General features: G+C 41.3%; 11 protein-coding genes. 3 read left to right on the forward strand and 8 right to left on the reverse strand.

Annotated elements, in window-relative coordinates:
* Positions 1-50 precede the first annotated feature (50 nt).
* The 3 genes from ACKWB9_RS04500 to ACKWB9_RS04510 all read right to left on the reverse strand — a co-directional run bounded on the left by ACKWB9_RS04500 (position 51) and on the right by ACKWB9_RS04510 (position 3,071).
* On the reverse strand, positions 51-1,064 hold the full coding sequence (locus ACKWB9_RS04500; protein ID WP_414001800.1) for a DUF3500 domain-containing protein: 1,014 nt from the start codon (positions 1,062-1,064) through the stop codon (positions 51-53).
* A 177-nt stretch (positions 1,065-1,241) separates the two neighbouring features.
* Positions 1,242-2,363: a chromate efflux transporter gene (gene chrA / locus ACKWB9_RS04505; protein WP_414001801.1), complete on the reverse strand. Its 1,122-nt coding sequence runs from the start codon at positions 2,361-2,363 to the stop codon at positions 1,242-1,244.
* Between the two features lie 93 nt (positions 2,364-2,456).
* Entirely contained in the window at positions 2,457-3,071 is a 615-nt protein-coding gene (locus ACKWB9_RS04510) for a hypothetical protein (protein WP_414001802.1), read from the reverse strand.
* Between the two features lie 37 nt (positions 3,072-3,108).
* Here ACKWB9_RS04510 and ACKWB9_RS04515 point away from each other — a divergent pair, with 37 nt between their 5' ends.
* Complete coding sequence (locus ACKWB9_RS04515) at positions 3,109-3,735, forward strand: BglII/BstYI family type II restriction endonuclease (protein WP_414001803.1); 627 nt, start codon at positions 3,109-3,111, stop codon at positions 3,733-3,735.
* A 20-nt stretch (positions 3,736-3,755) separates the two neighbouring features.
* On the opposite strand, the gene ACKWB9_RS04520 is transcribed toward ACKWB9_RS04515, so the two are convergent.
* Positions 3,756-5,033: a DNA cytosine methyltransferase gene (locus ACKWB9_RS04520; protein WP_414001804.1), complete on the reverse strand. Its 1,278-nt coding sequence runs from the start codon at positions 5,031-5,033 to the stop codon at positions 3,756-3,758.
* A gap of 256 nt (positions 5,034-5,289) precedes the next feature.
* Between ACKWB9_RS04520 and ACKWB9_RS04525 the strand changes: the two genes are divergently transcribed.
* Entirely contained in the window at positions 5,290-6,402 is a 1,113-nt protein-coding gene (locus ACKWB9_RS04525) for a C40 family peptidase (RefSeq protein WP_414001805.1), read from the forward strand.
* A gap of 56 nt (positions 6,403-6,458) precedes the next feature.
* The gene (locus tag ACKWB9_RS04530) at positions 6,459-7,334 is read left to right on the forward strand and encodes a 3-keto-disaccharide hydrolase (protein WP_414001806.1); all 876 of its coding nucleotides are present in this window, start codon (positions 6,459-6,461) and stop codon (positions 7,332-7,334) included.
* A gap of 331 nt (positions 7,335-7,665) precedes the next feature.
* Here ACKWB9_RS04530 and ACKWB9_RS04535 read toward each other — a convergent pair whose 3' ends face one another.
* The 4 genes from ACKWB9_RS04535 to ACKWB9_RS04550 form a co-directional block, all read right to left on the reverse strand.
* A complete protein-coding gene (locus ACKWB9_RS04535; protein WP_414001807.1) occupies positions 7,666-9,294 on the reverse strand; it encodes a S41 family peptidase in 1,629 nt (542 codons plus the stop codon).
* A complete protein-coding gene (gene rnpA / locus ACKWB9_RS04540) occupies positions 9,287-9,661 on the reverse strand; it encodes a ribonuclease P protein component (RefSeq protein ID WP_414001808.1) in 375 nt (124 codons plus the stop codon). The genes ACKWB9_RS04535 and rnpA overlap by 8 nt, the downstream gene beginning before the upstream one ends.
* Before the next feature lie 117 nt (positions 9,662-9,778).
* Positions 9,779-11,644, reverse strand: a complete 1,866-nt coding sequence (locus ACKWB9_RS04545) for a M1 family metallopeptidase (protein WP_414001809.1) — start codon at positions 11,642-11,644, stop codon at positions 9,779-9,781.
* A gap of 11 nt (positions 11,645-11,655) precedes the next feature.
* Positions 11,656-13,299: a S8 family serine peptidase gene (locus ACKWB9_RS04550; protein WP_414001810.1), complete on the reverse strand. Its 1,644-nt coding sequence runs from the start codon at positions 13,297-13,299 to the stop codon at positions 11,656-11,658.
* Positions 13,300-13,304: the final 5 nt, after the last annotated feature.

Genomic DNA, 13,304 nt, shown 5'->3' on the forward strand with positions numbered 1-13,304 from the left:
CAGGAAATTTTCTGTTTTAAGTAATACTTTTAGCTTTTTCGCAGTATAGTTTAGTTTTTATGATGATGGGAATTACTATAGTGTTCCCTGATTAGATTACGACCAAAATCGCCATTAAAATCCCTCCATACGGTGTGGATATGATTCGCATTGTTTTGTGTATTATCAAATTCTATTAAAAATGATTTTCCTTGAATTCTGTAATAATGACCTTTCCCGGGCGAAATAGCTCCCGCCCATCCAAACCTCAATACATCTGTCTCTTCCTTTTTTATGCGTTCCATTTTTCTTTTGGCCTGCTTATAGGGTATGGTAGAAAGGTATTCATCCACTATTTCCAAGAAGATGGCCTGTTGTGAAGGATTCATTTCTTTAAACGTTATTCCGGTCGGATCCAAGGGTTCAACGGTCGCTGAATTGAATGTAACTATTTCGGGCAGGGCCTTCTGTTGAAATATAGCAATAGTCTTTTGCTCATCGGACAATGACCGAATCAATTTAAAACCTAAATTTTCTTCTTTATCAAGGGTCTGTTCGCCTTTTCTTTTCCCAGATAAAATTGTAGCGGGATTGGCACCTAAAAACCTGGGAGCGATCAAGGCCTTTCCATGGTGTACCGTAAAGTTTAGTGAAAGATGATGACCCTCAAAAGACCAGGCCCAAAGACTATCTTTTTCCGGATTTCCATAAACCGCCACGGAGTATTTTTCTGGATCCCTCATTAAAGTATCCCCGGTAATTTCCAACAGTACACGCTCTAAATCCATTATTTTCCTTGTCTTATGATAGCCTGTTTCAGAAAGAAAGGAACGGAGGAGTTTGTTCAATAGTTCTTTTTGAGTGGGATTAAGTTCGGACAACTGAATACCCGCTCTGGAAAACATTGATCCAGGGATAAAATGCCATGTCGTTTTGGAACCATCGTCAAATGGAAATAGCGTTTTGTCTCTTTGATCTTGATTCAATGAGTTTAAAAAATTGATAATGGGTGCTTTTTGATAGAAGCTAAAGGATAAAAAAATCGCAATAGCAATTACAAATGTGATTAGAATAATTTTCTTCATAACGAAATTTTAATCCGCAAATTCCCCGACCTTGCTTTGGAGAGGCCTGAACCACCAAGCATAACATTCGTTAAAGTAACGTGTTGGCCGATTGCCAAGAAAAGATAATGAATTTGGATAACTATGTTTAAGAAATGCGACGATTAAAATAGAAACCGTACCATAGTTATGGCATACTCAGATCAAAATCAATAAATAGCCCATAACCGCTCCGCCCAACACTATAAATGCACTGTTCAATTTTTTGAAAACAAAAACGATAACCAAACTCGCCGTGGCAATTACCGTTGTTCTCCAATCCGTTAGGGTGTCCTTTCCCATTTCCAAACAAACTGCAATGATCAATGCTACCGCGGCTACATTTACCGTGTCCAGGATCATGCCCATGACTTTTGATTTTCTCATTTTAGGCAGCAATGGGTTTAATAGCAGGACAAAAAGAAAAGAAGGAAGAAAAATACCAAGGGTAGCTGCAATCGCTCCCGTTATTCCGTTCATTTGCCAACCGATAAACGTAGCCGTTGACAAAATGGGCCCTGGTGTTATCTGCCCTATGGCAACGGCATCGATCAATGCCTGTCTTGTCAACCATCCGTTGGCCACCAGTTCCGTATCCAAAAAAGCGAACAGTACATAACCGCTCCCATAAAGAATGGCACCTACTTTTAAAAAGGTGAAAAATATTTTGAACGCCCCGATTTTCAGAAAATTACCTGCCTGAAAAAATAAAAAAGGAACAAGACCATTAATGTTGGTGCTGTTTTTTTTGAAGAGATAGAGGATCAAACCCAAAAATCCACTACCAAAAAGCACGATAATTTCGTTTATTCCGAACAGGCAGGCCAGTAAGGCCAAAACACCTAAAATGGCAAGTTCCATATTCTTGACCGCTTTTTTGCCAAGTCTATAAGCCGCAGCTATGATTATGGCAATTACAGCAGGCTTAATGCCATAAACGAAAGGTTCGACTTTTGGCAACTGTCCGTATTGTTGATAAAGCCAGGCAAAGATAGAAGTAATAATGACCGCCGGGAAAATAAAGCAAAAACCGGCCACAAAAAGGCCTTTCCAACCTGCCCGCTCATATCCGCAATGCATGGTCATTTCAGTAGAATTTGGGCCCGGGATCAAATTGGTGGCGCCAACAAGGTCCAGGAAGTGTTCTTGTGTCATCCACTTTCGTTTTTTTACGACCTCGTCCTCCATCATTGCGATATGTGCCGCAGGACCACCAAACGCTATACTGCCCAATTTAAAGAACAATAGGGCAATATCTTTTAGTTTGTTTTTTTGATACATTTTAATTGGGGGTTCAGATGTATGGTCATAGAACGATTCATTTTAAGGTGGAAAATGAACAGATCAAAGAAACAAAATTTTATTTTAGAAAGACTAAACCAAACGTTTGGCAATGCCTATAGCAACTAAAAAGTCAAGCTTAAGGATGAGATTGACTGGTTTTTCCGCCTTGTTTTGAGTGGAAAAATAAAGGTAACCTTCCGTTTGTGGGTTTAGTTCGTCCAAGGTTATTTTTCCATGAAAATTTGGGTCGGATGACGAATAGCTTTCCAGAGTTGTCAAATCAATATTTTTTATCTTGAGAAAAGAAATGAGTTTTTTTCGGTTCACCAGGGTTATTTTACAAGAGGTATATTTATGATCGTCATCTTGTTGGATATTGGTGATCAGGGCGTAAAAATCCGTTTTCTTACCAGTGTCAAAAAGCCAACCTTTTTTGGGGATTCCCGTTTTTTGATAACTGATTTCAAAGGCAAATGTGGGCAAATCCCTATTGGGATAATCCAATTGTGCTTTTTCATCTATAGAAAAGATATTGCCATTGCTTTTATTTTTAAAAATGAGATCTATTCCCTGCATCTGCCGCTCTACATCGTTAACCCGCTCAAAATCATTATACCTTAAATATTTTTTATAGTATGCATCCAATAGCACGGCCAGCCTTTGTTCATTTTTTAAGTCGGATTTGAACGTATCTTTGAGAGACATCTTTTAACTGTTATAACAAGATAGTAAGACCAAGTTAATGAACTATACGATACACTCATTTAGACATGCCGAGGTAATTTTAAACGAACCTGAATTTAAAGGGTTGTTTAATGAGATGATTGGATCGATATCCGGGATTTCCGATCAGGATTTGATTCAAAAACACCAAAACTACGGTGCTGAAAACATTGAAAGAACCCCCAAAAGCCTGTCAAAGGCAATAAATGAATTGTTACGGGAAAGATTTACCGAATATGGTTGGCGCAGTGAATCTTCAATATTTCAAAATTCCGATTATACCGGCGATACTTGGCGTTTGGATTTCGCAAAAGACACGATATCCATAGAGGTTGCCTTTAATCACTCCACGGTAATTGCTTGGAACCTTTTGAAACCGGTGCTTGCAAGTGAACTGAACCATGTGGAGAAGGCTATTCAAACAAAAATTGGGGTTTTGATTACGGCCACTAACGCCATGAAACAATCGGGAGGATTCGACAATGCCGTTGGAACATATGAGAAATTCCTTGATTATCTGCCTCCTTTAAGAAATATGCTGACAACTCCATTATTGATAATAGGTCTGGAACCTCCCGATAGCTTTCATATTGTTCATGAGCAATATGCCCAAAGAAAGAAAATAGGAAAGGTTATCATGAATTAGGGCAAATGGCAAATTTAGCTCTAGGATTGGGCCAAAACGGGTTCCGTTTTAGTTGTAATGTTCCTATACAATTCGGCGCCGATCTTTTCTATTATTTCAACAACAAGGGCATTGCCCATAAAAAAAGCCCTTTTTGTATCTGAAATGGCTTCATGTTGCGTATGATTGTCCGGAAAGGTGTTTAGTCGCTCAAGCTCCATTGGTGTCAATCTTCTTAATCGTCCGTCCTGTTCAACAACATGTTTAAATCGTGATGGTGATTTGCCCCCTTCCCCTGTAATAATGGTCCTTGAGGCATTGTCCAGGGCATCGGGAAAAATCATACTGCCCTCGGTATAGGTATAATAATAATTCAGGGCCTTATTATAACGGGGCTCGTTTTTAGAACCCTTAAGATACTTCCACCCCTTGGGTTTGTTTATTTCCGTATCAGGGATAAAAAATTCTTCGGGAACATCTTTGGAATCGATTAAAACATCGCCTAAAGTTTTGAACGGACCCATATAATCGGGATAGGATTTTGTGGTAAAAAACTCCCCGTTGATCATTAGCCCACAATTTTGAAAAGGACTTAGTTTTTTATCGAGATTGAATGTATTGGAAATAGTCACCAAATCTTTTTCCAAAATTCCGGTTACCATATCTTCGGTCAACTCTTTGATTGGAAATGCTTTGGCAAAAACCCCATCGGAATCCAACCAATCCTCTTTTGCTACTGTTGATTCCAGTCTTTGGTATAGGGCGGTATCTTGGTGGTAGGCCATAAAAAAGACTCGCCGCCGCCTTTGCGGCATCCCGTATTCCGCCGCATTGATAACGCGCCATTCCACGGCATATCCCAAATTGTTCAAAGAAGAAAGCATAACGGCAAAATCACGCCCGCGTTGTTTGGAAGGTGATTTTAATAACCGATCTACGTTTTCTAGCAAAAGGTATTTGGGCTTGTTTTTTTTACGCCGTAAAATAGCCTCGATACTCCACCACAATACCCCTTTTTTTCCGATCAGCCCTTTGGAGTTTTTTAAAGTGGTGGCTACGGAATAATCTTGGCAGGGAAACCCGCCGACCAGCAAATCGTGATCTGGAATCCGGTCAAAGTTATTTTCAATGACATCCTCAATATTTTCTCCACAATGATTAGAATCGGGCCAGCGGTTTTTATAGACCATATTGGCATGTTGAGCCTTTGTACTAGGCTCCCATTGGTTGCTCCACACCACGTCATAACCACCTGCTTGCTCTAGGCCCAGCCTAAAACCACCTACACCGGCAAAAAGCTCAACAACTTTAATCGTCATTTTTAAATAATTGGTTCGCTAAGAATTTGTTTTAAAAATATTGGTTTTTATTTAATCTACTGCGGATTTCCCGTGTAAAGCATACAGTATTTGTCAACAGGATATTCTATGGATATTTTAAAAAGTAATGAGATCTGAAAAATTGTATTATGTACTTTTACGGAAAACCAAGCACACGAATATGCGATATATTTATTGTTCCGTATTTATAGGGATATTGTTTTTTTTGGGATGCGATACCGATACTTCCAAAACTATGGAAAGTACGATCTGGCCCCATATAGATTCAGTTAAAACCGCTTTTGCTCCGGATAAGCGGGTTGCCCTGTTTGCCATTGAGGCTAAAAAAGAAGATGAAAGATGGATACTGAAGGGCGAAAGTAACAAACCCGATGCGGTATTGGCCTTACGTAAAAAATTACAGGCCAAGGAAATAGATTTTTTGGACAGCATAAAACTATTGCCGCCGGCAGAACTTATGGGCAGGGTCAATGGTCTTATCAACGTATCCGTGGCCAACCTAAGGAGCGACCCCAGGCATTCTGCGGAATTGGCCACGCAGGCCATATTGGGTACAGCCGTAAAAGTTTTGAAGCAAGAAGGGGATTGGTTCTATATCCAGACCCCCGATCAATACCTGGCGTGGATAGATGCAGGGGGAATCGTTTTTCTGGATGATCAAAATTTCAACCAATGGCAGCGGAGCAATAAGATAATCTATACCAATACCTACGGGCATGCCTTTTTAAGACCCGACGGTGAAGGGCGGGTATCCGATCTGGTAGCGGGAAGTGTACTGGAAACCCTGGAACAAGGAGACCAGTATTATAAAGTGCAGTTTCCGGACGGAAGGCAAGGCTATGTATCCAAAAACGAATCCGAAGAGTATGGTCATTGGTTGGATAATCTAGACCCTGCGGCAGAAGCTTTGGTGGCAACTTCCGGCACGCTAATGGGAGTTCCCTATCTGTGGGGCGGCACCTCAACAAAAGGAGTGGACTGCAGCGGCTTTACCAAGACCATTTATTTTCTCAATGGCATGGTCATTCCAAGGGATGCGTCCCAGCAGGTACATATAGGCATCCCCATAGATTCTGTAGGGAATTTTGAAAATTTGGAAAAGGGGGATTTGCTTTTCTTTGGCCGGAAGGCCACGGATACCACGGCCGAAAAAGTGGTGCATGTAGGTATGTGGATCGGTAACGATCAGTTTATCCATTCTTCGGAAAGGGTGCGGATAAGTAGCATGGACGAAAATGCGGGGAACTTTGATGCGTTTAATAAAAACCGATATTTACGTACTCAAAGAGTACACCATCAAGATAAGGGAGTGATGAACCTGAAAGACTCCATGTGGTTCAAAAACTGATGATTTCATAATTTAAACTCCCTATCCATTTATCTTTTAAAAACCCAATAATAAGCATGATAAAACACATATTTTTTAAATCCGTAATTCCCTGTTTTTCTATACTATTGTTGATAAGCTGTGGTTCAACCAAACATCATAAAACGGAAGATGGATGGACAACCCTGTTCAATGGAAATAATTTGGACGGATGGACGACCAAAATCCATCATTATGAAGTAAATGACAACTATGCGGATACGTTTAGGGCGGAAAACGGCATTTTAAAAGTACGCTATGACAACTATGAGGGCGATTACAATGATCGTTTCGGTCACTTGTATTATGATATACCGTATGCTTATTTTCACCTTTCCATGGAGTATCGTTTTGTAGGGGAAGTACATCCTGGCGCACCAAGTTTTGTGGAAAAGAACAGTGGGGTTATGTTTCATTCCCAAGACCCCCGTACCATGCCCAAGGAACAGAACTGGCCTATCTCCGTAGAGATGCAATTTCTGGGTGGTTTGGCCGATGGCAAGGAAAGGCCTACCGGAAATATGTGTTCACCCGGAACCGATGTGGTCTATAAGGACAAATTAGATCCCAGACATTGTATCTCTTCCAGCTCCAAGACCTATTATGGGAATCAATGGATAAAGGCGGAACTACTTGTTTATGGAGACTCTCTGGTCGTTCATAAGATCAATGGGCAAAAGGTTTTGGAATATACCCGTCCACAAATGGGCGGTGGTACGGTAAAAGGACACGATCCCGCGATCAAAAAAGACGGCATGCCCCTTAAAAAGGGGTTTATCGCTTTGCAAAGCGAAGGGCAGCCTATTGATTTTAGAAATATTAAGATCAAGAACCTAAAAGGCTGTATGGATCCCAAAGCCAAAAATTACGGACCGTATTTTATAGCCTCGGATGCCGGTTCCTGCCGTTATTAAGGTCTGGCATACCAAAAAACTTATCAAAGAGATGCTTTATTAGCTAGTTAAAGGTTAAAATCCTACTCTTGATAGCTATCGGGATTCATTGCGGTTACTTTGATTTCCATAAATTTTAAAAGGTATCCTGTCAATTTCGACGGAGCGAGGAACGAGTGACGAGAAATCTCGATAATTATGGGATTCCTCTTCGTGCCTTGTTCGGAATGACAAATCATGCTTAAAGGGAATTTTATTCTTGGTTAAAACCATGGATTCCTAATGCATACCGGCATTTATAGGGAAGGCCTGCAAAAACGTCTATTGCCAACTTCCTTTGCACTGTCGCTACTTATTTTAGGACACCTTTGTATTTTGAATTATTTCCCAATAATTCCGTTGCCGCTAAAATAGCGTCATCATGAGTAAGGTAATATTCGTATAATCCCCTTCTGTAGAAATACCGTTTTACGATCTCGTCCTCCAAGTTTTTTTGGATTTCGTTTTGATACTTGTCCAACGCATTTATCTTGCCTTTTTCAATATGGGAAAGCAAAGTTTTATAGCTTTCTCTTACTTCATCTCCCAAGAAATCATTGTCCTCTCCGGACAGGGCTTTTTTTACGGCCTCTTCCGCCTTGGTTTCAAAAGAAAAATTGCTTTGTCTTACATGCTTTTTAAAGTCGTTGAAATCCGCATGGGTAAATTTAAAATCGGAGATATCGGACAGTTCGTTTTCATAATGATATTGCGTTGCATAATCAAAAATGATATTGTTCCGTAATAGTGCTAAAGTAAGATCATTTGTTTTTAAGGAGGCCACTTCCATATCTGGCAGAACACCACCGCCATCCTGTACTTTTCTTCCGTTGCGCGTAGTAAAGTCTTTGAATTTGGTATTTCTGACCGCATTTCCGTTGTTATCCCTATTCCAGTAATCCAATGCCTGGATACACCTTCCGGAACTGGTATAATATCTAGAGATCGTTACTTTTAACTGTGTTCCGTACGTAAGTTTTAAGGGCCGTTGTACCAATCCCTTCCCAAAGCTTCTGGCCCCCATGATAACCGCCCTGTCCAGATCCTGGAGACTGCCCGAAACAATTTCACTGGCAGAGGCACTGCTTCCGTTGACCAATACCACCAAGGGAATCTCCGTGTCTATGGGCTGGTTGCTTGTCCTATAGGTCCTGTTGAATTTTTTTACCTTGGATTTTGTAGTTACGATAAGTTCTCCCTTGGGAACGAATAGATTGGTTACGTTAATGGCCTCGGACAGTAAGCCCCCGGGATTTCCCCTAAGGTCCAATATAATTTTTTCCGCACCTTTTCCCTTTAGGTCCAATAAGGCGGCTTTTGTTTGGTCCGAAGCTTTAGCATTGAATTTGGCCAAAACAATATAACCCGTTTTGTCAGCTATCATATCATAAAAGGGTACGGCATCTACCTCAATAGCTTCCCGGGTAATAGTGGTCGTATTAATTTTGCCTTGCCTTTTATAAGTGATAGCTACCATGGTTCCATTGGCCCCTTTTAAAAGCTCACTGGCATTATCATCAAAATCCGTTACCTTAATGTCCCCGATCTGGATAATTTCATCACCGGCCTTAAGGCCCGCTTTATCCGCCGGATATCCCTCATGGGGCTCAACGATCAATAATTTATCTTTATATGAACGCACAAGTGCACCGATTCCCGAATATTCCCCCGCATTGTTGATGCGGTATGCTTCTACGTCTTGTTCGTTTAAAAACTTCGTGTAGGGATCCAGACCCTCCAGCATGTTTTTGATGGCCGTATCCATCAATTCGGCAGGGTTGGTCTCATCCACATAATTCATGTTCAGTTCCTTGAACAAGGTGGTGAAAATCTCTATCTGTTTTGCAATTTCGAAGAAATCACTCTTAAAACCACTTCCAACAATAAGAAAGACAACTGCTATAACAGGAACAAGAATTCTTTTTTTGACTATTTTATTCATGGGGAAGGGTATTAAATTTCTCCAAAAGCAATTTCATTTTGGGTTCTAAACCTTTAAAAGAAGGTATTTCTTTTCCAAGGTATAAAAATAGAAACGCAAACTTGCCCTTAGTATTGTTAAAAACTACCGCTTTATTAAGCCGATAGGCCTCTCTTAAGAGTCGTTTTATCCGATTTCTTTGTACGGCACTTTTAAAGTTCTTTTTGGCTACGGCTACTCCACATTGTACTTTCACTTCCTCAGGAAGCATAGTGGGCAAATAAATAAGTTTAATGGGGTATATGGAAACACTCTTACCTTCCGAAAAGAGCTTTTCTATGAGCTTTTTGCTTTTGAGCTTTTCTTTTTTTGGGTAGGAGAAGGCCATTTTTTAAGGACGTGTTTATTTTAGGTTGTTATACGGGGTTTCATGGAGAATTCCCGGAGTCGCACAAAAAAGACACCGCTTTCCATAAATTATTTACAACTTGACCCTCCCTTGAGGCTAAAGGGTTTTTTGCCAAATATTGTTTTCACCGTTTACATCTGCCATCAATTGGGATGGATCTATCATTATGGCCTTGATACTGGACAATGGCCTATTTATTTCAAGATCGTAAGTGGGATATGCCCAGGGCCAATCCGGTAAAACGGTACGTTCTATTTGCTTATAAGGATTATCCTTTTCGCCTCGCATCATTCGTAAAGGGGCATAAAAGGTCTCCTGTGTACCGTCTTCATAGACTATCAATAGGTCTATGGGCATAGGCATAAGACCAATGCGCTCTAAAGTTACCTTGGTCCCGTCATTATTTGCAATTACGCTCTTTATGCCATAATCTATGGTATTGGTTGTCTGTGTCCAATCCGTCAGGTACCAATCCAATTCCATTCCAGAGACTTTTTCCGCGGTTCTTTTAATATCATTGGGTACGGGATGCTTAAATTTAAAATCCTCGTAATAGGTACGAATGGTCTCCATGAGCTTATCTTGCCCTATGACATACCCCAATTGTGATAAGAATATGGAACCTTTGCTGTAGGCGGAAATTCCATAGGCATAGTTCAGGGGATAACGATCGGCATGGGTACCTTGTGGCTGTTCCTTACCCGAAAGGGCTAAATTATAATATCCCTTATAGGAGCCTTCAAAAGGATTCTCATTGTTCTGTTCCATAATCTTGTTCATACAAAGGCTGGATATGAAGGATGTAAAACCTTCATCCATCCACTCGTGTTTGGATTCATTGGTGGCCAATACATGCTGAAACCAGGAATGTGCCATTTCATGTACCATAACTCCTACCAAACTTCCAAATTTCCGTTCACCGGTTATCAAAGTGCCCATGGCATATTCCATGCCGCCATCTCCCCCCTGGATAACGGAGTATTGTTCATACGGATAAGAACCGATATTGTTGTTGAAAAACACCATGGCCTCGGCCGTTTTTGGCTGTAAACTTTCCCAGTTCGCTATAATTTCAGGGTTGTTTTTATAGAGAAAATGGAGTATAGGCCCGTTTTCCACCTGTAGGGTATCATGCAGGTATTCGGGGTCTGCGGCCCACATGAAATCATGGACCATAGGGGCTTTAAAATGCCATGTCAAGGTCTTGCCTCTTGGCCTTTTGACCTTAGTACCCACAGTTTCATAACCATGACCTATTTCATTTGCATTCTGTAGATATCCCGTACCGCCTACAATATAATCCTTGTCAAGGGTAAGCTTTACATCAAAATTACCCCAGACCCCGTGAAATTCACGAGCTATATAGGGATCGGCATGCCAACCTTCAAAATCATATTCCGCTAATTTGGGATACCATTGGCTCATGGACAGGGCTACCCCTTCCTTGTTATTTCTTCCAGAGCGCCTAACTTGTATGGGGACCTGGCCCGTAAAGGCCATTTTTAAGGTGGTTTTCCCACCAGAGGGTATCGGTTTTGCCAAATCTACCACCAAAACGGTGCCTTCTTCGGTGAAGCTTACCTTTTGTCCATCCTGTGTCAAGGAACCTATATGCAAATAGCCCATTTCGCTTTCGGAGAGTGTGGCTATTCTACTCTTTTTATCTTCGGTGATCATTCTGCCGTCCGGATCGGCGATGTGCTGTAACCGGACATCCATTTCGCTACCGGGCTGAAAAGCGTTAAAGTACAAATGATAGTAGACCCTGTTCAATTCATCCGGGGAATTGTTGGTATACACTAGTTTTTGTGAACCGGAATATTGATAATTTTCCACATCCATATTCACTTCCATGGTATAATCCACATGTTGTTGCCAATACCCTGAAGTATTCTGGGCCAAAACGGAGGAAATGCATATTTGTATAAATAAAAATGTGCAGATCAGTTCAACTCTTTTCATAGGTTCTTAAATTATAATTGCAGTTGGCCTTTACTGACTTTTTCGGCCATGATCAAAGCGTTATACGCATTCGCTATCTTGCCCGAGGTAGAAATCTCGTCTAAAGAAGCGTTTTTTGATGGGTTTCCGCCCAAAATCACTTTTGTTTTAACGGGCAGACCGGATTTCAATATGATTTTCTTTACCTGTGATGCCGATAGATCAGGATATTGAGAAAAGAGCAAAGCGGCCAAACCCGCCACGGCCGGGGCGGCCATGGAAGTTCCCGGGGAATACTCATATGTGTTATTCGGATAGGTAGAATAAATATCGGTTCCGGGCGCAAAGATATCCACGTTAATAGTGCCATAATTAGAATAAGAGGCCACGAGTTCGGATCCGTAATTTGGATCTAAAGCCCCTACGGTAATTACATTGTCCGACATTTCCGGGCCATTATTCTCCTGATCGTTGGGAAAATTGGGGTTGGTGGGATCGTCTAAATCGGCACCTTCGTTTCCGGCCGCATGTACGAACAGCACATCTTTTTTTGCTGCATACATAATGGCATCGTATACCCACTGGGCTTTAGGTGAAAAAGATTTCCCAAAACTTCCATTGATCACTTTTGCCCCATTATCAACGGCATAACGAATACCACGAGCTATGTCCTTATCGTATTCGTCCCCATTGGGGACCGCCCTTATACTCATAATGGCTACATTGTTGGCTACGCCGTTCGCTCCTTTTCCGTTGTTGCGTTCTGCCCCTATGATTCCGGCAACATGGGTACCGTGACTCTCATCATCTACCCTGTTCTTTGGATTTCCGTTTCCATAATCGGTATCGTTCCAATCGTAGGCATCATCGCCAACGACCTTTCTGCCGTCAAAGTCCTTGTTGAGGTTATAGTTCAACTGTTCTGTAAAATAGTTGAGGCCATCCCCCAATTCTTTCAACACCTCGGGAATGGTTTCCTTTATACTTAGCATTTGGGTAAGGATAGCAATATTCCTTTGCATATTTTGATCTGTAGATTTTACTGCGGCAAGATCTTCTTTGGTATAACTTTCCTTGCCCAAATGCTTTTTCATTTCCGCATCGGCACCTTTTACGGCTTGCAGGATCTGTTCATATTGTTGTTTGTTCTGTTGGGCTTTTGTGTATTCGCCGTCCAGTTTTGCCTTTGCCTTCGCCAAAATGGCCGGGTCTCCAATATTCAGGCGAAGCATACGTACATATTCCAATTGTTCATTATAGGATTCTCCCAGAAAATTGTACCCATGAATGTCGTCTACAAACCCATTGTTATCATCATCCTTACCATTTCCGGGTTTTTCATCGCTATTGACCCATAGTACACCATCCAGATCTTCATGATTTAGATCGATACCCGAATCTAAAACGGCTACAACGACTTTTTTTCCTTTTTTATCTTTGATGATTTCCTTGTAGGCCTTATCTACGCTCATGCCGGGTATCGTATCCGATACCAGGTCCAAATGCCCCCAATTTTTCTTTTGGGACTCCGTAAGCTCAGCCACTTTTACGGGAATGGCATCAATATTCTCAACAGGGGTAAGGACAAGACCACCGGCCGGCCCGGCACTACCGCACCCTAAAATAAATGCTGCGCATGCAAGACTAAAAACCGATGTATAAATGGGACGTTTCATATGTA

The sequence above is a fragment of the Maribacter spongiae genome, assembly GCF_047345125.1.
GTDB lineage: Bacteria > Bacteroidota > Bacteroidia > Flavobacteriales > Flavobacteriaceae > Maribacter.

What these genes read in the sequence shown, in the direction of transcription:
- ACKWB9_RS04500 (WP_414001800.1), bottom strand. Translation starts at nt 1,064, where the DNA reads ATGAAGAAAATTATTCTAATCACATTTGTAATTGCTATTGCGATTTTT.
- chrA (WP_414001801.1), bottom strand. Translation starts at nt 2,363, where the DNA reads ATGTATCAAAAAAACAAACTAAAAGATATTGCCCTATTGTTCTTTAAA.
- ACKWB9_RS04510 (WP_414001802.1), bottom strand. Translation starts at nt 3,071, where the DNA reads ATGTCTCTCAAAGATACGTTCAAATCCGACTTAAAAAATGAACAAAGG.
- ACKWB9_RS04515 (WP_414001803.1), top strand. Translation starts at nt 3,109, where the DNA reads ATGAACTATACGATACACTCATTTAGACATGCCGAGGTAATTTTAAAC.
- ACKWB9_RS04520 (WP_414001804.1), bottom strand. Translation starts at nt 5,033, where the DNA reads ATGACGATTAAAGTTGTTGAGCTTTTTGCCGGTGTAGGTGGTTTTAGG.
- ACKWB9_RS04525 (WP_414001805.1), top strand. Translation starts at nt 5,290, where the DNA reads ATGGAAAGTACGATCTGGCCCCATATAGATTCAGTTAAAACCGCTTTT.
- ACKWB9_RS04530 (WP_414001806.1), top strand. Translation starts at nt 6,459, where the DNA reads ATGATAAAACACATATTTTTTAAATCCGTAATTCCCTGTTTTTCTATA.
- ACKWB9_RS04535 (WP_414001807.1), bottom strand. Translation starts at nt 9,294, where the DNA reads ATGAATAAAATAGTCAAAAAAAGAATTCTTGTTCCTGTTATAGCAGTT.
- rnpA (WP_414001808.1), bottom strand. Translation starts at nt 9,661, where the DNA reads ATGGCCTTCTCCTACCCAAAAAAAGAAAAGCTCAAAAGCAAAAAGCTC.
- ACKWB9_RS04545 (WP_414001809.1), bottom strand. Translation starts at nt 11,644, where the DNA reads ATGAAAAGAGTTGAACTGATCTGCACATTTTTATTTATACAAATATGC.
- ACKWB9_RS04550 (WP_414001810.1), bottom strand. Translation starts at nt 13,299, where the DNA reads ATGAAACGTCCCATTTATACATCGGTTTTTAGTCTTGCATGCGCAGCA.